The following is a 20,204-nucleotide window of genomic DNA, read 5'->3' as shown; positions in this document are numbered from 1 at the left end:
CAATAAAAAATATACAGATACGCCCTGTTAATGTCAAGGTTTTTTTTGTTATGCCTTTCTGACTTCTGTCTATGACAATATTGACATAATCGGATAGATATAAATGGGTTAGACAGTTGCCTACTTACAGATTGACATCAGCAATTTATCCTGATAATATAAATTTTACAGGCTAAATATTTATCGTCTCACATCATCTGTAAATCATATATGAAGCAGTAAATTACAGCATTTTTGATTAAGATCCTATAACTGCAAATGTTCAAAGGGAGGCGTGTAATGAAAATTAACATGATACTTATAGTTGTTGTATGTACGGTACTTGTTGCGTCAACAGTTGTCAGGGGTGAGGAACCCATTGACAAGAGATGGTACATTTCACCCGGAGTCAATTACATCTTTGCCGACAGTGATCGGCTGTCCGATGATGACCCGGAATTCAGGATAGGTATAGGTAAGGCAGTCAGCAGGTCATGGAACCTTGAGCTTAATATTATGATAGACAATCTGTCGGGTAAAGGCGCTAATGATGATTATGAACAAAGGGGGTTAAGTCTTAATGCGCTGTATTTCCTGACTCCGGAATCGCAAATATCTCCTTATGGTGTCCTGGGAATAGGTGCGCTCCGCACCAGCCATTCGGGAGAGAAAAGTACTAATTTAATGGCTGAACCTGGAATTGGCCTGAGACTTTCAATAAGAGAGAGCTGGGCATTGAGGCTTGAGGCACGCCACCGTTATGATGATGATAGTTCCAGCCTTTCTACTGAGGATCAATTCAATGACTGGCTTACAGGTTTGACTCTGACTTTACCACTTGGGAAGATGGCAGAGCGGGAAAAGCCTCAAAAGACAGCCGCTCATGTCCCTAAGGACGATGACGGAGATGGTGTCAGAAATGAAATTGACCGCTGTCCTGGTACTCCAGCTGGCGTAGGTGTTGACCCCACAGGCTGCCCGATAGATTCTGATAAGGATGGTGTTGCTGATTATATGGACAAGTGTCCCGATACTCCTGCCGGCTTAAAAGTTGATTCGAATGGATGTTCTGAAGATTCGGACAATGACGGTGTAGCAGACTCGATGGATCAATGTCCAAAGACCCCTGTGGGTATCAAGGTAGACACAAAAGGGTGTCCGATTGACAGCGACAAGGATGGTGTTGCTGATTATATGGACAAGTGTCCCGGAACCCCTGCCGGGGAAAAAGTTGATGCAGATGGCTGTTCTGAAGATTCAGATAATGATGGAGTTGCAGACTCTCAGGATTTGTGTCCGAATACCCCTCCAGTTGCGAAGGTTGATGCAAGAGGTTGTCCGCTTGATACTGACAGTGATGGAGTTGCAGACTATATTGACAAATGTCCTGACACAAAGCCTGACACCGTGGTAGATGATAAAGGGTGTGCGCTTCCGGAAAAGGTGTCAATAACACTTAATATCGAGTTTGAGACAGCAAAAGCAGACATTCACTCGAAATACCACGATGAGATTAAAAATCTTGCTGACGTTATGAGCAAATATAAGACTACAACTGTTGAGATCGGCGGACATACTGATAATGTTGGAAGAGAAGCGACGAATATTGAATTGTCACAGAGAAGGGCGGATGCGGTGAAGAATTACCTTGTTGAGGAGTTTGGGATTAGCGCTTCAAGGATTAGTGCGAAGGGATACGGTTCTTCTAAACCTGTAGCGGATAATTCAACTGCCACAGGCCGCCAGCAGAACCGCAGGGTTGAGGCAGTCATTGATACAGTGGTCCACAGACAGTAACGATATTTGCAGGAGGGTATATGAGCCTGATACAGGAATTTAAATCATTTGCAGTAAAAGGGAATGTTGTCGACATGGCAGTTGGTATTATTATCGGCGCTGCATTTGGCAAGATAGTGTCATCTCTGGTTGAAGACATAATAATGCCGCCTGTAGGTTTGCTTATAGGAGGGGTAGACTTTTCAGACCTTGCTATTACGATGCAGGCTGCATCAGGCAGCGTTCCTGCTGTGATGTTTAAATACGGCAAGTTTGTCCAGACGGTGCTTAATTTTACTATAATTGCATTTTCAATATTTATACTTGTCAAGGTTTTGAGCGCCCTCAAAAGGAAAGAGGAGGCTTCACCTGCCGTTCTGGCAGGTCCAACTAGAGAAGAGGTCCTGCTCTCAGAGATCAGGGACATTTTGAAATCAAAATAAAATAGTAAGGAGGGTCTGCCTTGAAACTAAAATTTATCATTGTTCATACGTTCGTTTTAATGCTGGCAGTCTTGTATCCGTTCTTTGCAGCTGCGGAGACTACGGAACCAAAGAGGATTACAGATGAGGCTCAACTGTCATATGTCGACTCGCAGGGAAATACAAGGCTGTCGTCGCTGCTGATTGTGAATACGCTGAAATATACCCCTGTAGACTACCTTATAGCAACATGGAACATCGAGGCGCTGAAGGCATCATCTGAAGGCGAGTCAACCGCGGAACGTTACACAACATTGCTCCGTCTTGATTACCTGATCAGAAGCAGGATGTACTCATTTGCTGATGTATCCTGGCTTCAGGACGAATTTGCGAAGATTGATCACAGATACTATTTCGGCGCAGGTATTGGCTACAAAATACTTGCAGGCCCGAAACACATGCTTAACACAGAAGCAGGTATTAACTACACAATGGATACATATACAAACCATACGGACAGCGATTATATGGGAGGCAGAATTTTCGGGAAGTATACCTATAACATTACACCAACGAACAAGTTTGAACAGGCCGTTGAGTACCTGCATGATTTTGATAACAGCGAAAACTTTAATGTAAATTCAGATACGTCCCTCTCAGCAGCGCTTAACAGTATGCTCTCACTGAAGACCAGCTACAAGGTAAAGTATGACAATGAACCTGTAGGCGGGGCGAAGTATACTGACAGGGTCCTGGCGCTTTCGCTGGTCGTAAACGTGTTGTAAGGTTATCTGTGTGACCTGTGACATGAGCAGGGGAATCCAAAGGGATGACAGTCGGGATGTTCCGCATCGTAATTATTGTAATCCCGCAATCCTCTGTGGTAAAATACTGAAATTTTGAATGAACATTGGAGGGTTTTAGTATGGGGCTTCTTTCCGGAAAGAAAGGTATCATATTTGGTGTTGCAAATGAGCGCAGCATAGCGTGGGGCATTGCAGAGGCGCTCCACAGGGAAGGGGCTGAGCTTGCCTTTACCTATGCCGGTGAGGTGCTGGAGAAGCGTGTTAGACCTCTTGCAGAGGGTATGGGCGCTAAGATAATAGAACCCTGTGATGTTACCCGTGATAGTGATATTGAGAATGTCTTTAATAAGGTCAGGGAAAATTTCGGCGGGATTGATATAGTTGTTCATGCCATAGCCTTCGCAAACAAGGATGAGTTAAAGGGACTCTATCTCAATACATCCAGGGAGGGTTTCAGGTTGGCAATGGATGTAAGCGTCTACTCTCTCGCTGCTATAGTGAGATATGCCGCACCACTAATGGAAGGACGTCCCGGCAGTATAATAACGCTTTCGTATTACGGATCGGAAAAGGTAGTCCCAAATTACAATGTAATGGGTGTTGCCAAGGCTGCACTTGAGGCGAGTGTGCGTTATCTTGCTATGGACCTTGGGCCTAAAGGGATCAGGATCAATACCATTTCCCCTGGTCCTATAAAGACCCTTGCAGCATCAGGTATTGGAGGGTTCAGGGAAATGCTTCAACATGTCGCAGCCAAGTCCCCTGTAAAAAGGAACATAACCGCTGAAGAAGTCGGCAAGACAGCCCTGTACCTATGCAGCGATCTTGGCAGTGGAGTGACCGGCGAGCTGATTCATGTAGACGGGGGCTATAACATAGCAGGCATGTAAACTGTATCAGGGGAGTATCTTTACTTCCTTAGTCTGTGATTCCTTCCTGGATCCCACTGAACTGGCGCAGTATACACACATATAGTCATATAAGTCGCCGTCTGCAAGGACAAGCAGGAGCCGTTCCCTTACAGGTACTGCCTGCTTACATTCCGCACAGAAGAGCATAGATGCCTTGAATTGCTCAAATTGTTTCATGCGAAGATAGAACCTCCTTTAGCACTATCTGCTTCATACTCATTGCTTCTTATAACGCCATCATCCTATCCAGAGCTATTCTTGCCCACTTCTTTTCTTCCTCGGGCACAATAATCTGATTAACAACATTGCCATTAACCAGGTTCTCCAGTGCCCAGCACAAGTGCTGAGGGTCAATCCTGTACATGGTTGAACATAGACATACTGTAGGAGAGAGGAAGAATATCGTCTTATCAGGTTCTTCCTTTCTAAGGCGGTTTACGAGATTAATCTCTGTCCCTATGGCCCATGCTGTACCCGGCAGCGCAGATTTTACTGTATTGATAATGTATTCTGTAGAACCGCACAGATCAGACCGGTCCACCACCTCACTGCGGCATTCAGGGTGGACAATGATGTTTATGCCGGGATGCTTTTCCCTGAAGTATTCAATGTGTTTTGGCAGAAACAGCATATGGACATTGCAGAATCCATCCCAAAGAACAACCCTTGCCTTGTTGATTCCGGCCTCATGATTCCCTCCGAGATGCTCATCCCTGTGCCATACAATAATCTCATCTTCGGGTATGCCGGCCCTTGCTGCACTATTCCTTCCAAGATGCTCGTCAGGAAAGAATAAGACCTTCCTTCTTGCTCCCAGCGCCCACCTGACTATCTTTTCTGCAGAGGATGATGTGCATATGGCCCCCCCTTTTTTTCCGCAGAATGCCTTTAAATCAGCCGAGGAATTAATATATGTAACGGGCAGGACATTTTCCTCTCCTGCAATATTGGTGATCTCTTTCCATGCCTTTTCTACCCTGTAAAGGTCTGCCATATCAGCCATGGAGCAGCCTGCTGTAAGGTCCGGCAGAATCACCTTTTGCCACTCCGCGGTGACAATGTCTGCCGTTTCTGCCATGAAGTGCACCCCGCAAAATACTATAAATTCGCTGATGCTTTTAGCTGCCTGCTGAGACAGCTTCAGAGAATCACCCCGGAAATCCGCATATCTTATTATATCATCCTGCTGATAGTGATGACCCAATATGAGAAGGCGTCCGTTAAGGTGTTTTCGCGCCTTTATTATCCGTTCGTCCAGCTCAGTAATGGATAAGTTCAGGTAATCTTCGATTAAGTAAGGAGTGCCTGCATTCATGTTAATATTATAGTATATGAATTCCAATAAAATCAATAGGTTTCATTCCTACAGAATAATTATTTTGCGCCGATAATAACAAACGTGAAAGACAGATTAAAGATTTATCTGGTTATTGTGTCCATTCTCTTTATAGCAATTCATATTACCTCCGAGCATCTTGCTAAAACGGTAGATGAAGAAGTTGAAATATTTAATCATCATGTTTCCATATTTTTTAATGCTCACAAGATAATTTACCACATTACAGCTATCCAGGGAGGTGTCTACAGTCTCGAATATGGTTCATTTAAAGATGCTGACCAAATTAAATCACATCTTAAGGAATTAGAGCGGGGCATTGAAGGACTGTCAGAGGGGATAAGCTTTATATACCTTAACGGGATGGATGATGAGGAGTTCAGACAATATGCTCAAAATACAGAGGCTATAAAAAACCTCTATCCAAAATATATAACCCATGTAAATGCAGTATTGGCAGAAGACGATGTTAAACTGAGACAGAAGCAAATAGAGGAAGTGGCTGAGATCGGCGAGAGAATGGGGTATTTTATCCGGGAACTTGACAATTATATGGACGTACAACATACAGAAATCAGTGCGTTTCTACCAACAATAACTGATAAAATGAGGTTTATAAGGAATGTTTCGGGCATTTTTTTATGGGGCGCTATAGTTATATTATCCATAGTATATTTTTATTCATGCAAGCCTCTTTTCAGGTTATTACCGTATTTGAGCGCTATTAGAAATGGTGAATATGACTTTAAACCTGAGTTAGACAATACACGGTGTGAGAATGAAATAGAATCAACTCTTAAAGCAGTCATTTCAAGGATCAATGATTCTGAGAAGTCTTCTTCGGCATTGTCAATCCTTGACCCCCTGACAGGCGCCTACAACAGGAGATATTTTGATATGAGGATTAGTGAAGAGATGAGCAGGTATTCACGACATGGAACAATATTTTCACTTTCTATTATTGACATTGATTTCTTTAAGAAAATTAATGATACATTAGGCCATCAGGCTGGTGATTTAGTCCTTAGGGAGATGGTTGCAGTAATCAGGAACAATGTGAGGGAAACAGACATTGTCACCCGTTATGGAGGAGAGGAGTTTGCAGTGTTATCTCCGTACACTCCGAAATCCGGTGTGTTAACGCTGGTAGAAAGATTAAGAGGGGTTGTTGAAGGATATAAATTCTCAGGCTTAGACCATTCGTTGACCATCAGTATTGGCATCGCAGATTCTGCAGGTAAGAGGACCGCAGAACATATAATTGAAGATGCTGATGCCAGTCTCTATATTGCCAAAAATAGTGGTAGAAATAAATGTGTCGTTGCCGGAGCCGCCGCATAACCACCTGCCTTTGCAACCTCCTGAATAGGTTTCGTTTTTTTGAAGTCATCAGTTTCCCTTGCCTCTTATTTCCAAAGTATGTTAAATTGTTTAGATGCCTGAAAATACCTTTAAATCAGGGTTCGTCTCGATTATAGGCAGACCGAATGTTGGAAAATCCACTCTTTTAAACGCTATCCTGGGAGAGAAGGTCTCTATAGTCTCTGACAAACCACAGACTACAAGAAACAGGATACTTGGGATCAGTACGCATCCAGGAACTCAGGTTATCTTTATTGACACCCCGGGCATTCATAAACCAAAGCATAAATTAAATGAATACATGGTAAAGACAGCACTGCACACCCTTGATGAAGTAGATATCGTTCTTTATATGACTGAGGCCGGAGAGTCAATCGGCGGCGGCGACAGATACATCATCGAAAGACTGCAGGATGTTAAGAAACCTGTACTCCTTCTTATAAACAAGATTGACCTGGTTCAAAAGGGCTTACTCCTTCCGCTTATAGATGAATTCAGCCGTTTGTATAATTTCGTTGAGATCTTTCCTGTTTCCGCCCTGCGGGGAGATAATGTGTCCGTTCTATATGAATCAATTGTGAGTCGTCTGCCGGAAGGTCCGCAGTACTTTCCAGATGATGCTGTGACAGACCAGCCAATGAGGTTCATTGCCGCAGAGCTTGTGAGGGAGAAAATATTTCAGCTTACTTATGAGGAGATACCATATTCCATCGCCGTTGGTATTGAGGAATTCGGGGAGGATAAGGAAAAAAACATGGTGTTTATCAGGGCGGTCATTTTTGTAGATAAAGATTCACAGAAGGGGATCGTTATAGGAAAGGGCGGAACAAAGTTAAAGAAAGTCGGGCAGCTTGCGAGGGAAGAGCTTGAGGCTATTATGGGTATAAAGGTCTTTCTTGAGTTATGGGTCAAGGTTAAATCAGGCTGGCGCGGTGATGATATGATTCTTAGGATGCTTGGATATAAAATATAGAATTACCAATGAGAAATTAACTTATGGCAGTCGTAAAATTTGATCAGCTTATCTGGACAGTAAGGAAATTCCTTCATCGCGGGGCTATTGCCAATTTAGCCAACATGGCCAACCGTATGCATCATGCCGACCTCGCACGGTTATTCAGAAGCCTTGATGCGAAAGAGATAAAAACCATATTCGGCCTCCTTAAAGAGAGCACGACAAGGGGGCAGCTCATAAGTGAGATGGACGAAGGGAGCAGGCGCGCCGTCCTGGAGATGATCCCGCCATATGAGATTGTCCAGCTTTTAAGACACATCCCATCCGATGATGTGGCAGATATATTTGCAGATCTGCCTGATGAAAAAGGTCATGAAGTCCTGACCCTGATGGGGGTCAAGGAGTATGAGGCCGTAAAAGAGCTGCTTCAGTATCCTGCCGAGACTGCCGGCGGTATCATGAACACAAAGGTGTTTTCACTCACAGAGGATTTGAGTGTTCAGGATGCGATAAAGAAACTTCAGGAGGCAGGAGAAGTTGAAATGGTCTTCTATGTCTATGTTGTTAATGAGTCAGGTAGGTTGGTTGGTGTGGTCTCTCTGCGTAAACTCCTCCTTGTCCCTCCGGTTACAAGGCTTAGTGAAATTATGGAAACTGAGGTCATTCGTGTAAATACAGATGTTGATCAGGAAGAGGTGGCACGTCTTGTAGCAAGGTATAACATCCTTGCTATTCCGGTTGTTGATAAAGAAGATAAACTTGCCGGCATCATCACGGTAGATGACGTAATTGATGTTATCCGTGAAGAAGCAACTGAAGATATGTTGAAGATGGCCGGTACAGAGGATGATGAGTATATATTTACCAGCTCCCCTTTAAGAGTGGCACGATACCGTCTTCCGTGGCTGATCGTAACAATATTCGGTGAGGTTGTTGTTGGCGCTGTCCTGTGGCATTTTAAGGCAACCCTTGAACAGATTATAGCCCTTGTCTCGTTCGCACCTATAATCAGCGCCGTATCCGGTAATGTAGGCGTGCAGTCTTCTACTGTTGTTACACGTGGCCTTGCTACCGGCCGGATCGAGGTTACCAATGCCATGCGGGTATGGTTAAAGGAATTAAGGGTGGCCCTCCTGATCAGTGCTGTTTGCGGCATACTCCTGGGGATAGTAGTATATTTATGGCATGGGCAGGCCATGCTTGGTCTTGTAGTCGGTAATGCAATGATTACATCTATACTTGTTGCATCAGCGCTTGGTACCATGATGCCTGTTATATTCAAGATGTTGAAGGTAGACCCTGCCATAGCATCGGGACCTGTTGTGACAACGCTGACAGATATAGTAGGATTTACCATATATCTATCTGTAGCAACGGTGATGATCGAGTATTTATAGGTAAAGTTATGCCATTGATAAAATCATCAGGTATTATACTCAACAGCCGGCCTATGGGTGAGTATGACAGGATTGTCGGTATATTTACTGAAGACCTGGGAAGGATTGACGGCATAGCAAAAGGGGCGAGGAGCTTTAAAAACAGGTTTGGCGGCTCACTTGAGCCATTTACTCATTGCAGACTGGGCTTGTTCAGGAAACGGCAGGGATCCTTATATCGTATTGAAACTGCTGACATCGTCAATTCATTCAGTCAGGTAAGGGAAGATCTTGATCTGATTCTTCATTCATCAAGTATGGTGGATGTGCTGAGGAAGTTAACTCCGCTTGAAGATCCCAGTAAGGCCATATTTAACCTCCTGCTAAGGTCTCTTGACAGGATATCTGCCGGAGAGCATGTTGATAATGTCCTCTTTTTTTATCAGATTCAGATACTCCACTTATCCGGACTTGGGCTTCGCTTCGACGGATGTGCGAAGTGTAACAGGATGGTCAGCAATTTGAAAGGGATTATTTCTGTGGCTGAAGGAGGACTACTTTGTCCTGTATGTGTCAATATGACGGGTGGCGGAGGGATACTGGCAAGCGGTGGAACCATTGCAGTTATGCGGAGATGGCAGACTATGGTCAGTAGTCACATTAACAGATTCAGGCTGGCGGATAATATAAAAAATGAGATCAGGGGCATACTTGCCCTGCACATAGGGCATGTAACAGGGAAGAAATTAATAGATATCGAGAGGTTTGGGTTTAAATCCGGTTAATTTATTGATTAGCTTCTCTATTTCCTGCAGCTTAAATGGTTTCTGGATGAAGGGTGTGGTTGTCTTTATATCCTGGGGGAGTCTTTCAAAGCTTGTATCTCCACCCATAGCAATTATCTTAACGCCGGCCTTTGTCCGGGTAATTGATCTCATGAGTTGAACGCAATTCATTCCAGGTATTTTAAGGTCAGTTATTACAACATTGACATTGTTATTGTGTAACACCTTTATAGCATCCGATTCTGTCATAACACAGTCAACTCTGAATTTATGCAGAGAGAGGAAACTCTTTAGTAAGGACCTCATTACGGGATCATCATCTATTACCAGGATATGTAATATTTCAGTCACAATCTCCCTTCATATATGTCGGATTAGCCAAATATTGCTCAGTTTATCTTGTGAGTATGACCGTATTTTAACCATACATGGTCAAGATTCGCTTGTCAAGACAAACATGTCAATATAAAAGTTGACTTCTTAAAACCCTTTGTTTTATTCTATGGGCTATGCTGATAGAAAAATATTATCTGACCCATCTTCCGTTTTCCTATATACCTGTTTGTTCATGGATGGACCCTGAGGAATTTATCTCCAGTTCTTCTAAGTTTGACGTTTCCAGGCTTTTGCGTTTGACTTTATTGTATGACGGCTCGCTTGTCAAATTTTTCCGTGCGTTATTCTTGTCTGATATTTCGGTAGATGTTACAGGACAGAATGGTGCAGGCATGGGTCTTGAAATGGCTAAATTCCTTGACGTAAAGGAAGGGACCACGTCTATCGTGAGAGATGCGTGGCTGAAGAAAGACGAGCAGAACCTGGTATATGCACATTCAGTGATTGATATTTCATCTATTTCTGATTCTTTAAAACGCGATATAAACAGGAAAAATAAACCGCTAGGCGTATTGCTCAGTGATTACAATATGCCGATCCTGCGGGACCAGTTATTTATCAGCCGGATAAAAAGTGATTATTTAGCGGGGCATTTTTCAACTATTGAAGATACCCTCTGGGCAAGGTGTTACCGCCTAAGGGTTTCTGATGGATTCAATGCAGCGATTATGGAAGTATTCTCACCGGATACATGGAAAAACTGAAGGCAGTCGCTGACCTGATACGCCTTGACAAACAGTATGGTACATTACTCCTCATGATGCCGGTCCTATGGTCGCTCGTCCTTGCCTCCGAGGGGAGGCCGTCGCTTAAACATATCTTTATATTTGTTTTCGGCTCTTTTATAATGCGCAGTGCCGGGTGTGTGATAAATGACATGGCTGACAGGAAGTTTGACAGATTTGTAGAGAGGACTAAAGACCGCCCTCTTGCTTCAGGAAGATTAAGGATGTCTGAGGCCGCGGCAGTTTTATTCATTCTACTGCTGATTGCACTTACCCTTGTCCTGAGCCTTAACAGGCTCAGCATTGCGCTGTCCCTGGTTGCCCTTTTACTGACAGGCGTTTACCCCTTCACGAAAAGGCTTGTTAATACCCCTCAGCTTTTTCTGGGCATGGCCTTCGGCTGGGGAGCCATTGTTGCATGGGGCGCTGTTCGTAATGAAGTGGCACTGCCTTCAATTCTGATTTTTCTTGCAACTATTTTCTGGGCAACAGGCTATGATACGATCTATGCCCTTATAGATATTGATGATGACATAAGGATTGGAGTCAAGTCTACTGCGATCCTTTTTGGTGGAAATACGTGGTTTGCCCTTGCCATAATCTTCCTGCTTACAATATTCACCCTGTTTGTTGTTGGGAGGATATCAAGACTTGGAAATATTTACCTGTTTTCCCTGTTCCTCATAACTGTAGGTTTTATGTATCAGGTGTTCCAGATAAAAAGAGGAGTTGAGCGGGAAGGACTGTTGCAGCTGTTCAAATCCCATGTCTGGATTGGAACTATTGTTCTTATTGGTATCGTATCTGATCTTCTGATAAGGAGTTATTATGCCATATAAAGATCTAAGAAATTTTCTGGATGTTTTGAAACAAAAGGGAGACCTTGTCCGGATTAAGACGGAGGTAAACACAAATTATGAGATTACAGAGATTCTGGAGAGACTGCTCTCCAGAGGCGGGCCTGCAGTCATATTTGAGAATGTGGAGGGCTGCAGCATTCCGGTTGTTGCCAATTTATATGGAACAGTTGGAAGGGTGGCCCTCGGACTCGGCTGTGATGAGGCGGGACTTGATGAGATAGGGACATTCCTTGCATACCTGCAGCAGCCTGAGCCTCCAAAGGGGATGATAGAGGCTATTAAGAAATTTCCATTTTTTGCCAAAGTAATGGGTCTTACTCCAAAGACGGTTAGCAAAGGTGTGTGTCAGGAGGTCGTTTTACAGGGGAATGATGTTGACCTGTCTAAATTCCCTGTAATGACATGCTGGCCTGGAGACGCCGGCCCGCTTATTACCTGGCCACTGGTCATTACACAGTCGCCATCAGGAGGACCATTCAATGTTGGTGTATACAGGCTGCAGGTGATTGGTAAGGACAGGGTGATTATGCGCTGGCTCAATACGCGTGGCGGGGCACATCATCATAGAGAATGGCTGGAGAAAAATGTCCCAATGCCTGTGTCTGTTGCGATAGGGTGTGAACCGGCAACTACCATAGCGGCAGTGACCCCTGTGCCGGAGAGGATGGGGGAGTTTCATTTTGCAGGGCTGCTCCGGAAAGAAGCGGTTGAGATTGTGAAATGCGTTACAAATGAACTGATGGTGCCGGCCTCAAGTGAGATAGTGCTTGAAGGAGAGATTATTCCCGGAGAAGAGGCGCCCGAGGGACCATTTGCAGATCACACCGGTTATTATAATGCAGAAGAGAAATTCCCGGTTATGAGGATTAAATGTATAACTCACAGGAATTCTCCGCTCTACTTATCAACTATAACAGGACGTCCACCTAAAGAGGATGCGATAATCGGACTCGCACTGACAAGGATATTCCTCCCTGTATTGAGAAATCAATTTCCGGAGATTGTGGACTTTCATCTTCCTATGGAGGCAGTATCATACCGCATTGCAATAGTTTCAATCAAGAAGGAATTCCCGGGACATGCCAAGAGGGTAATGATGGGGTTGTGGGGCTTTCTGAAACAGTTCTTATACACTAAATATGTGATCATTGTGGATAATGACATTGATGTCCGCAATTGGGATGATGTTATCTGGGCAATTTCAACCCGGGTAGATCCGGCCCGAGACACTGTAATGATAGAAAATACACCGTTTGATTATCTTGACTTTTCAACTCCCCTTCCGGAATTGGGCTCAAAGATGGGGATTGATGCCACGATGAAGTCATATCCAGAGGTTAACCGTGCATGGGGTAAGAAGATCGAGATGCCAGCAGAGATCAGGGAACTGGTTGACAGGAAATGGTCATCTTACGGTATTCCAGGCTAATTCTCATGATTCATGATTCACAAACGAGGGGCATGAAAATCCCCCTTAATCCCCCTTTTTCAAAGGGGGAAATAAGGTGCCCCGATTTAATGGGGAGAATAAGGTACCCCCGTGTCAAAGGGCAAAATAAAGTTCCCCCCTTTAGAAAAGGGGGGAAGGGGGGATTTGAAAGGTTATTATTGCATTGCCTCGTAAACCTTACCTACAATCTTTGCAGAAGGTTTAATTGTCTTTTCCCCTTCGTGCCAGTTTGCAGGACATACTTCATCCGGATGGCCTGAAAGGTACAAATTAGCCTGCATCTTCCTTAAAAGCTCATCAGCATTCCTTCCGACGTTATAGAAATTAACCTCTGATGCAACCAGTTTCCCGTCGGGATTGATGATAAATGTACCTCTCAGTGCGAGACCGGTGCCTTCATCATATACACCGAACAACCTGGAAACCTTACCTGTCGGGTCAGCGCCCATAAGATATTTGACATTGGCAAGAAGCTTTTCTGACTGCTGCCATGCCATATGGGAGAACTTGGTGTCTGTGCTTACAGAGATGACATCGCAGCCAAGGTCTTTGAGCTGCTTTTGTTTATCAGCAAGATCATCCAGCTCAGTAGGGCAGACAAATGTAAAATCTGCCGGATAGAAGAACAGTATGGTCCATGACCTCCTTGCCTTGATCTCATCAAGTGTAATCTTTCCAAAGTCACTCTTATTAGGGTCGAAAACCTCCATCTCAAAACCTGGTACAACCTGTCCTATGGATAAACATTCTGACATTTTTACTTCCTCCTTTTAAATAGTGCTGATTGTCTGTTAATATTAATTGAAACTTAATCACAAGGTGATCAACTTAAAGTAATTATAATAAAATGAAATCACCCCCTTTCACCTTTCTGGCAACTCCTGCAAACACCACGGAAGTCCACATGGGCGCCAACTGCCCTGATCTCCCGGGACACATTTGCAGGGAGCTTCAATATTTCTGAATAGTCCTCAAAGACATCCCAAATCTTATTACACTTAATGCATACAACATGATGATGCTGTTCTGTATTAGGGTCATAATGCCTCCTCAGGGGATCAATCGTGATCTCCATCACATCCCCATGGTCCTTCAGGGTCTGCAGGGTATTATATACGGTAGCAAAGGACAAAGTAGGGTAATGCCTCCTGACATCCCTGTAAATGTCATCTGCCGTCGGATGGCTGGTATTTCCATCAAGGTATTTCAGTATCGCAATCCTCTGAGGAGTCAGCCTTATTCCGGTATCTTTATATTTAGCAATTATCTTTTCCATATGCAATCTAAAATATAATTATTACAATCTAATAATCATTCTAATGTAGTCTTACTTGATTGTCAAGAAAATAATTATATTGAAAAGGCAGGATATAGCCGCAGGAATTTATTATGGATTGGTATGAAAATACTTATGATTGTCAGAGAATACATTCTGATGAGGAGTTGAAAGAATTACTCAGATTTACACTGGAGCAGATTTTAGAATGGCTTGAAGGCGTTATGATTTTTGTATGGGAGGCAAAGAAGTGATAACTCAGGGTAGTGTTCTAAAAACCTTCCTAAAACTTATAAGACATGCCCGCCTCTAAAATATTATCTCTGTGGTTATAAACATCAAAGTTGGAATTTCTTGTAGTATAACCATAGCGCAGGTCTGCAAAAGGTTATTATGGTCCGACCCCGATTATATTATCAGATAACTAAAAAAATATTAAAGGCTTAGAGCCACTCTGATTGCATCATCCAATTGCTGAGTATTTTCAGCAGAAAGCAAGCCTACATAATGAGATAGAAATGTCTTTGGAATACTGACAAGTTCATCACAGTGAATACTGCTTTCGTGCTTTAACCCTTCTTCAATCCCCACCCTTACCTGTGTAGATAATCCGTCATAACTCGAATAAATAGGTGCACAAATTACTGTAGAATACTTCGAATCAATAAGCACTTGACGACTCACTATAACAAATACACGATATTTTTTTTGGTCATGAGAAGTCCCCTTATATACACGATAAAGTTCCCCTCTCCTCATAAATTTACCTGATAAGACAGGACATCCTCTGCCTCCCTGTTAAGCTTATCAGCTTTCTTATTAAGTATATTGAGGTCTTCTAAATCCCTTTTTCTTTCTGTTTGTCTTTTAATAAAATCCCTTACCGCCTCCTCAATGAATTCCGACCTATTTTTCTGTTCGCTAAATAGTTCATCAATGCTTTTAATCAGTTCTTCTGAAATGGTTATGGATGTCTTCACTTTCATACTACCAAAATACTACCTTTATCTTGTAATGTCAAGTATTTTATATTCTTTATAATCTTCCCACCCACGATTTCCTTGTATATCCCGGCTTGTGATAGGGAGACAATCCAAATCGGGATGACTATCATCATTACCCACAGGTAATCCCGTAAGGGCGGGAGCTTATGTAAAGAGTCTAATATTGCAGAAGGATAGCCCTGAATATTGGCCCTCAGGAAATAGGCCAATAAAAATGCGGCTCCTATCACAAGGGAGTCAGCCACAATTGCTATCTTGTGGACAAGTTGTTTCTATTCTTTAAGCATTGATTATGAATTACGTATTAACAGGAAAAGGAGCGTCTTTTTCTGCAAATTCTGCGGTAGCTTTAGCCATCTGCAGGAATGATTTGTTAGATGCTGTCTATTCTCTTTTTTATTAAATCAGGTCTTCTCTTACCATGAATTACAGCAAGGATTATTATCTCTTCCTCCTCTGCAAGATAAATGATTTTGTATGGGAACCTTTTGACAAGATGTTTTCTTGTTTCTTTATATTCTATTGGATTAATTATGGGATTTCTACTGATGAAGTTGATTCCCGCATCAACCTGCAAAAGGAAGTCATAGCCTAACCCTATCCTCTTATCTTCATACCAGGAAAAGGCTTCCTTTAGATCATCTTCGGCTTCAGGCCTGACAATGACCTTATACTTCATTACCTGCCCACTATCCTTTTATAAACATCCTTCCATGGAGAGCCTACATCAGGGTTTCTATGATATGCCTCCAATCGTTCATCAATTATTCTTTTTTCATCTTCTGTTAATTCAATAGCCTCTGCTTCTGTGGCTATAGTATCCCAAATATCCTCTACCAGTTGGATTCTCTCTGGTATTGACAATGCAATAGTATCTGTAGCTGTTATTTTGATCATAATTATATCCCCCTTGCCTTGTTTGTTTTGCACCTGTTATCTATTTTAGCAAAATTTTGCAAATCTTTCATTTATATCGCTACAACCCTCTTATACACCTCCAGAGTCTTCTTTGCAATCCTGCCCCAGTTGAACTCCGTCTCCAGCCGCCTTAACCTCTCATTCCTTACCCTCTCCCTCAGGGAGAGGGTAGGGGAGAGGGTGGGGATATTCGAGTGAAGAATTGAAGGAATTACTCAGATTTACACCGGAGCGGATATTGGAATGGCTTGAAGGCGTTATGATTTTTGTATGGGAGGCAAAGAAGCGATAACTCAGGGTAGTGTTCTAAAAACCTGCCTAAAACTTATAAGACATGCCCGCCTCTAAAATATTATCTCTGTAGTTATAAATATCGAAGCTGGAATCTCTTGTAGTATAACTGTAGCGCAGGTCTGCAGCAAGACTTCTCACTGGAGACCAGGTTATCCCTGTCCTGAACTCCTTAAACCTGTCTTTTCTTGCAGGCGCACTATTATCAGTCACTATATTGCTATCACCCTTGAAGGTTTTTGTGGAGGCGCCGCCGTAAATGGACACATCTATCTTTGCTGCCGGTTTGTACATTAACCCCAGACCTATGGAATCATTAACGCTGTAAATCTGATCGAGAAAAATCTCCTCGTACAGACTCCTCTCCGCAGCAAGAGATAAGGTCAATTTCCCTGTCATACCGTAATTGACCCCGGCTTTACCAACGACGCCTTCAAAGTCCCTCCCACTGTTCTCCCTGAGCCCTTTCCATAAATACCCGGTGTTGAAAGATAATAATGTCACGGGGCTGATCCCCATTTTGAATCCAGCCCTAACACTCTCTCCAATACTATCGTTATTAACCTGACTCCCCCCAATGGACTGAGTTATATCATAGTCAATGATGTTCCTCTCATAATGGATATCAAATCCGGTATCAGGAGATGAGGAATATGATACGCCTCCTGAATAAACACTCCTCGTGTACTCCCTGCTATCTAGCCCGGAAAGGGAGAAGTCCACCGTCTCCCGGTTCAGGGCAGTATGGATCCCGACGCCTGACGGGAGGTTGTAGGCGAGCGATATTCCGGCAGCCTTAGTCGTCCGTTCATTTTTCTCCTGAGTCCGGTAGTTCTCCTTAGGCTCTGCCAACCTGCTATAGCCTCCGGTTATCTTTGCACTGATACGGTCAAAAACCTTCAGGGAAAGGTCCCCCCTGACATCGTCCTGCCCGGAATCCTGATTAGTGTAATGACCATATCGCAGGAAATCCTTCCTCAACAGGACACCTAATCCCTGCCTGCTCCATCTGTAATCCAGCCCCATCCCGAGGCTATATATCGTCAGGTGATCAGCGAGTTGGTCATCCCCAATACTGCTCTTCAACTGCCCTTCATCCCTGACCCTGAATATATTGTTGTCATAGACCTCTCTTACAGAAAGGTAAGGTCTGATCCGATCACCGAGGAGCCCTGCCAGGGCGCTGCCATCTAAATAAGTAAACGAGGCCAGGACAGCAGTCAACAGGAAAATGGTTATTCTTTTTAACAACCATTCCCCTTGAATACGGCAAGGATTGTCTTAGTGAATATCCTCGCATCGAGGTAGAGAGACCAGTTGTCAATATATGCAAGGTCCTGCCTCATCCATCCATCAAAGTCTGTATCACTTCGTGCAACCACCTCGTGGATACATGCTATCCCCGGGCGCAGACTCAATCGCCTCCGCTGCCACCGGTCATATCTTTTTACCTCGGCAGGGAGCGGGGGTCTTGGCCCGATGAGTGACATATCTCCCATGAGAACATTCAAAAGCTGGGGGAGCTCATCCAGACTGGTCTTTCTAAGCACACTCCCAATCCTGGTTATTCGCGGGTCTTTCTGCATCTTGAACACAGGACCATTGCGTTCATTAAATTTCATCAACTCATTCAATCTTTCTTCAGCATCTGTTGCCATTGTCCTGAACTTGTAGATTCTAAAACCCCGTCCGTTAAGACCGCACCTCGTCTGCCTGAAGAATACAGGCCCTTTAGAGGTCATCTTTATGATCAGGGAGAGTATAAGGAATAGCGGTGAAAGCAGGATAAGTCCGCATGCAGAGACCACGACATCTGTTAAACGTTTTAAGGCAAGATGCCAGATATTAAATGGAACCGCGTTAAAAGTTAATAATGGCAACCCGTGCATCTCCGTAACAACCGGTCTCGCAATATCCGTGTTAAAGAAGTCTATGGCCACGGTCGCCTTTACCCCCACCTCTTCACATATCTTAAGATAATCCTCGAGACTGCTCAGCCACCTTCTCGGCAGTATGAACATAACTTCATCCACAACATTTTCATCGAGTATACGGGAAATATCATTAAATGAACCTATTACCCTGTGGTCTTCAACCGTCATCCCGACCCTGTCCTCTTCATCAATAAGGCCGAGTATCTTTAAACCCCAGTGCGGATGTGCCTTGATGATACTGATAAAATTCTTTGCCCTCTCACCCGTACCCACAATGAGGATGACCCTGTAGTTATATCCCTTTCGCCTTATGTAGCGCAGAGTGGCGAGTGCAGTGATCTTCTCCGCAGACAACATAATGAAAGTACAGATAAACAGGATTATAATAAATGTCCTGGACTGGACATCCAACTTCAGTAAGAAGGCAAATGCGGTAAAGATAAGTATGGCAAGTAGAGAGGCATCAAAGATGCTCCATAATACATTTCCATAACTCTTCTCCCTGATTTCCTTGTATATCCCGGCTTGTGATAGGGAGACAATCCAAATCGGGATGACTATCATCATTATCCACAGGTAATCCCGTAAGAGCGGGAGCTTATGTAATGAGTCTAATATTGCAGAAGGATAGCCCTGAATATTGGCCCTCAGGAAATAGGCCAATAAAAATGCGGCTCCTATCACAAGGGAGTCAGCCACAATTGCTATCTTGTGGACAAGTTGTTTCTCTTCTTTAAGCATTGATTATGATTAAATGAAGACGTTCGTGAGCCCTAATGCCTTCCGGTATACCCTTAGCGTCCTCTCTGCGATGCTGTCCCAGTTGAACTCAGTTTTCAGCATCTTCAGCCTCTCACTTGTTACCTTCTCCCCGCGCGGGAGAGGGCAGGGGGCTTTTATAAATAACTCCATCTTACCGGCCAGCCCAGCTACATCCCCGGGTTTAAACGTCTCCTCTTCTGATACGAGTTCCATATTGGCCGGAATAGAACTGGCAATTACTGGAAGCCCATAGCTCATTGCCTCGAGCAACACAATTGGCAGCCCCTCATGGTAGGAGGGTAGAACAAAGAGCCCGGCATTTGAGTAGAGCTCTCTCAACACATCACCCTTTATAAAGCCGGTCATTATGACTCGTGGGTCTTTAGAAGCCTTAACCTTCAGGTTCCTGCTATAATTATCTTCATGGTCTGCGTCCCCGGCGATAACCAGCTTCCAGTCTCCGGATAGATCCGGCGACAATCTTTGAAATGCCTCTATCAGATCATGAAATCACTTTTCAGGTACAAGGCGCCCGACTGCAAATATATATTGGCATGGAGTTAACCCGTATTTAGTGACAATGTTGTCAGGTGGGAGTTTCTCAGGGAAGTCAACGCCATTAGGGATATACGTGGAGTCCCTGTCATACTTTTTTCTAATCAGTCCCTGTATATGCCTTGAGACTACAATAAGTTCAGGACTGTACCTTGCCCCTGCGCCTTCTCCAAGCCTCAACATACTTTTAGCAACATGCCCCCATTTCTGCCTGTCATAATCCGGCCCATGGTTAGTGGCAACAACATTAAGCCTCAGAAGTCTTGCTAACGGTACGAGGAGCGATGGGCCTACCGCATGGATATGGACAAGGTCATACTTACTC

General features: G+C 43.8%; 23 protein-coding genes and 1 pseudogene. 12 read left to right on the top strand and 12 right to left on the bottom strand.

The genetic code is table 11. The features are described 5' to 3' along the window. The first annotated feature begins 279 nt into the window (after window positions 1-279). The 4 genes from IT392_00740 (at window position 280) to IT392_00725 (ending at window position 3,873) form a co-directional block, all read left to right on the top strand. Window positions 280-1,776: an OmpA family protein gene (locus IT392_00740; GenBank protein ID MCC6543014.1), complete on the top strand. Its 1,497-nt coding sequence runs from the start codon at window positions 280-282 to the stop codon at window positions 1,774-1,776. 26 nt (window positions 1,777-1,802) lie between these two features. Further along, window positions 1,803-2,198, top strand: coding sequence for a large-conductance mechanosensitive channel protein MscL (mscL, locus tag IT392_00735; GenBank protein MCC6543013.1), 396 nt, complete (start codon window positions 1,803-1,805; stop codon window positions 2,196-2,198). Between the two features lie 20 nt (window positions 2,199-2,218). Beyond that, complete coding sequence (locus IT392_00730; GenBank protein MCC6543012.1) at window positions 2,219-2,962, top strand: DUF481 domain-containing protein; 744 nt, start codon at window positions 2,219-2,221, stop codon at window positions 2,960-2,962. 140 nt (window positions 2,963-3,102) lie between these two features. Beyond that, entirely contained in the window at window positions 3,103-3,873 is a 771-nt protein-coding gene (locus tag IT392_00725) for an enoyl-ACP reductase (GenBank protein ID MCC6543011.1), read from the top strand. Window positions 3,874-3,879: 6 nt separating this feature from the next. Here the strand turns inward: IT392_00725 and IT392_00720 are convergent, their stop codons facing one another. After that, window positions 3,880-4,071 (bottom strand): hypothetical protein, encoded by a 192-nt coding sequence (locus IT392_00720; protein ID MCC6543010.1) that lies wholly within the window; start codon window positions 4,069-4,071, stop codon window positions 3,880-3,882. A 49-nt stretch (window positions 4,072-4,120) separates the two neighbouring features. Beyond that, entirely contained in the window at window positions 4,121-5,209 is a 1,089-nt protein-coding gene (nadA, locus tag IT392_00715; protein ID MCC6543009.1) for a quinolinate synthase NadA, read from the bottom strand. 84 nt (window positions 5,210-5,293) lie between these two features. Between nadA and IT392_00710 the strand changes: the two genes are divergently transcribed. The 4 genes from IT392_00710 (at window position 5,294) to recO (ending at window position 9,708) form a co-directional block, all read left to right on the top strand. Beyond that, a complete protein-coding gene (locus IT392_00710; protein MCC6543008.1) occupies window positions 5,294-6,571 on the top strand; it encodes a GGDEF domain-containing protein in 1,278 nt (425 codons plus the stop codon). Window positions 6,572-6,665: 94 nt separating this feature from the next. Beyond that, window positions 6,666-7,565: a GTPase Era gene (gene era / locus IT392_00705; protein ID MCC6543007.1), complete on the top strand. Its 900-nt coding sequence runs from the start codon at window positions 6,666-6,668 to the stop codon at window positions 7,563-7,565. Window positions 7,566-7,588: 23 nt separating this feature from the next. After that, window positions 7,589-8,944 carry a magnesium transporter gene (gene mgtE / locus IT392_00700; GenBank protein ID MCC6543006.1) on the top strand — a complete coding sequence of 452 codons (1,356 nt, stop codon included), beginning with the start codon at window positions 7,589-7,591 and terminating at the stop codon, window positions 8,942-8,944. A gap of 8 nt (window positions 8,945-8,952) precedes the next feature. After that, the gene (gene recO / locus IT392_00695) at window positions 8,953-9,708 is read left to right on the top strand and encodes a DNA repair protein RecO (protein ID MCC6543005.1); all 756 of its coding nucleotides are present in this window, start codon (window positions 8,953-8,955) and stop codon (window positions 9,706-9,708) included. On the opposite strand, the gene IT392_00690 is transcribed toward recO, so the two are convergent. Next, on the bottom strand, window positions 9,670-10,059 hold the full coding sequence (locus IT392_00690; protein MCC6543004.1) for a response regulator: 390 nt from the start codon (window positions 10,057-10,059) through the stop codon (window positions 9,670-9,672). The genes recO and IT392_00690 overlap by 39 nt on opposite strands. Window positions 10,060-10,217: 158 nt before the next feature. Here IT392_00690 and IT392_00685 point away from each other — a divergent pair, with 158 nt between their 5' ends. The 3 genes from IT392_00685 to IT392_00675 are packed head-to-tail and all read left to right on the top strand — an operon-like array spanning window position 10,218 to window position 13,118. Then, window positions 10,218-10,808, top strand: coding sequence for a chorismate lyase (locus IT392_00685; GenBank protein MCC6543003.1), 591 nt, complete (start codon window positions 10,218-10,220; stop codon window positions 10,806-10,808). After that, window positions 10,796-11,668 carry a 4-hydroxybenzoate octaprenyltransferase gene (ubiA, locus tag IT392_00680; GenBank protein MCC6543002.1) on the top strand — a complete coding sequence of 291 codons (873 nt, stop codon included), beginning with the start codon at window positions 10,796-10,798 and terminating at the stop codon, window positions 11,666-11,668. The genes IT392_00685 and ubiA overlap by 13 nt, the downstream gene beginning before the upstream one ends. Beyond that, a complete protein-coding gene (locus IT392_00675; GenBank protein ID MCC6543001.1) occupies window positions 11,658-13,118 on the top strand; it encodes a UbiD family decarboxylase in 1,461 nt (486 codons plus the stop codon). The genes ubiA and IT392_00675 overlap by 11 nt, the downstream gene beginning before the upstream one ends. A gap of 176 nt (window positions 13,119-13,294) precedes the next feature. On the opposite strand, the gene IT392_00670 is transcribed toward IT392_00675, so the two are convergent. Together IT392_00670 and IT392_00665 are read right to left on the bottom strand one after the other, a co-directional pair. Next, entirely contained in the window at window positions 13,295-13,894 is a 600-nt protein-coding gene (locus tag IT392_00670; GenBank protein MCC6543000.1) for a redoxin domain-containing protein, read from the bottom strand. 98 nt (window positions 13,895-13,992) lie between these two features. Further along, on the bottom strand, window positions 13,993-14,415 hold the full coding sequence (locus tag IT392_00665; GenBank protein ID MCC6542999.1) for a transcriptional repressor: 423 nt from the start codon (window positions 14,413-14,415) through the stop codon (window positions 13,993-13,995). Between the two features lie 113 nt (window positions 14,416-14,528). Between IT392_00665 and IT392_00660 the strand changes: the two genes are divergently transcribed. Continuing rightward, window positions 14,529-14,669, top strand: a complete 141-nt coding sequence (locus IT392_00660; GenBank protein ID MCC6542998.1) for a hypothetical protein — start codon at window positions 14,529-14,531, stop codon at window positions 14,667-14,669. 181 nt (window positions 14,670-14,850) lie between these two features. Here IT392_00660 and IT392_00655 read toward each other — a convergent pair whose 3' ends face one another. From IT392_00655 to IT392_00625, 7 genes and pseudogenes are all read right to left on the bottom strand, one after another. Next, a complete protein-coding gene (locus IT392_00655; GenBank protein MCC6542997.1) occupies window positions 14,851-15,174 on the bottom strand; it encodes a type II toxin-antitoxin system PemK/MazF family toxin in 324 nt (107 codons plus the stop codon). Further along, window positions 15,171-15,401, bottom strand: a complete 231-nt coding sequence (locus tag IT392_00650) for a ribbon-helix-helix protein, CopG family (GenBank protein ID MCC6542996.1) — start codon at window positions 15,399-15,401, stop codon at window positions 15,171-15,173. Before IT392_00650 ends, IT392_00655 begins: the two co-directional genes overlap by 4 nt. Before the next feature lie 391 nt (window positions 15,402-15,792). Further along, the gene (locus IT392_00645) at window positions 15,793-16,098 is read right to left on the bottom strand and encodes a type II toxin-antitoxin system RelE/ParE family toxin (protein MCC6542995.1); all 306 of its coding nucleotides are present in this window, start codon (window positions 16,096-16,098) and stop codon (window positions 15,793-15,795) included. Then, window positions 16,098-16,316, bottom strand: a complete 219-nt coding sequence (locus IT392_00640; GenBank protein MCC6542994.1) for an addiction module protein — start codon at window positions 16,314-16,316, stop codon at window positions 16,098-16,100. Before IT392_00640 ends, IT392_00645 begins: the two co-directional genes overlap by 1 nt. Before the next feature lie 339 nt (window positions 16,317-16,655). Next, on the bottom strand, window positions 16,656-17,879 hold the full coding sequence (locus IT392_00635) for an outer membrane beta-barrel protein (protein ID MCC6542993.1): 1,224 nt from the start codon (window positions 17,877-17,879) through the stop codon (window positions 16,656-16,658). Next, window positions 17,873-19,303: a sugar transferase gene (locus tag IT392_00630; GenBank protein MCC6542992.1), complete on the bottom strand. Its 1,431-nt coding sequence runs from the start codon at window positions 19,301-19,303 to the stop codon at window positions 17,873-17,875. The genes IT392_00635 and IT392_00630 overlap by 7 nt, the downstream gene beginning before the upstream one ends. Before the next feature lie 9 nt (window positions 19,304-19,312). Beyond that, window positions 19,313-20,204: pseudogene (locus IT392_00625) on the bottom strand (glycosyltransferase family 4 protein).

It is taken from the genome of Nitrospirota bacterium (assembly GCA_020846775.1).
Taxonomy (GTDB): domain Bacteria; phylum Nitrospirota; class 9FT-COMBO-42-15; order HDB-SIOI813; family HDB-SIOI813; genus RBG-16-43-11.
This window is presented reverse-complemented; position numbering and strand designations above follow the sequence as displayed.

Bases quoted from the DNA above. Each gene is read 5' to 3' on its own strand.
- nadA (MCC6543009.1), bottom strand. From the start codon at position 5,209: ATGAATGCAGGCACTCCTTACTTAATCGAAGATTACCTGAACTTATCC.
- IT392_00660 (MCC6542998.1), top strand. From the start codon at position 14,529: ATGGATTGGTATGAAAATACTTATGATTGTCAGAGAATACATTCTGAT.
- mgtE (MCC6543006.1), top strand. From the start codon at position 7,589: ATGGCAGTCGTAAAATTTGATCAGCTTATCTGGACAGTAAGGAAATTC.
- IT392_00665 (MCC6542999.1), bottom strand. From the start codon at position 14,415: ATGGAAAAGATAATTGCTAAATATAAAGATACCGGAATAAGGCTGACT.
- IT392_00655 (MCC6542997.1), bottom strand. From the start codon at position 15,174: ATGAGGAGAGGGGAACTTTATCGTGTATATAAGGGGACTTCTCATGAC.
- IT392_00650 (MCC6542996.1), bottom strand. From the start codon at position 15,401: ATGAAAGTGAAGACATCCATAACCATTTCAGAAGAACTGATTAAAAGC.
- IT392_00675 (MCC6543001.1), top strand. From the start codon at position 11,658: ATGCCATATAAAGATCTAAGAAATTTTCTGGATGTTTTGAAACAAAAG.
- IT392_00670 (MCC6543000.1), bottom strand. From the start codon at position 13,894: ATGTCAGAATGTTTATCCATAGGACAGGTTGTACCAGGTTTTGAGATG.
- ubiA (MCC6543002.1), top strand. From the start codon at position 10,796: ATGGAAAAACTGAAGGCAGTCGCTGACCTGATACGCCTTGACAAACAG.
- IT392_00725 (MCC6543011.1), top strand. From the start codon at position 3,103: ATGGGGCTTCTTTCCGGAAAGAAAGGTATCATATTTGGTGTTGCAAAT.
- era (MCC6543007.1), top strand. From the start codon at position 6,666: ATGCCTGAAAATACCTTTAAATCAGGGTTCGTCTCGATTATAGGCAGA.
- IT392_00685 (MCC6543003.1), top strand. From the start codon at position 10,218: ATGCTGATAGAAAAATATTATCTGACCCATCTTCCGTTTTCCTATATA.
- recO (MCC6543005.1), top strand. From the start codon at position 8,953: ATGCCATTGATAAAATCATCAGGTATTATACTCAACAGCCGGCCTATG.
- IT392_00720 (MCC6543010.1), bottom strand. From the start codon at position 4,071: ATGAAACAATTTGAGCAATTCAAGGCATCTATGCTCTTCTGTGCGGAA.
- IT392_00645 (MCC6542995.1), bottom strand. From the start codon at position 16,098: ATGAAGTATAAGGTCATTGTCAGGCCTGAAGCCGAAGATGATCTAAAG.
- IT392_00740 (MCC6543014.1), top strand. From the start codon at position 280: ATGAAAATTAACATGATACTTATAGTTGTTGTATGTACGGTACTTGTT.
- IT392_00640 (MCC6542994.1), bottom strand. From the start codon at position 16,316: ATGATCAAAATAACAGCTACAGATACTATTGCATTGTCAATACCAGAG.
- IT392_00630 (MCC6542992.1), bottom strand. From the start codon at position 19,303: ATGCTTAAAGAAGAGAAACAACTTGTCCACAAGATAGCAATTGTGGCT.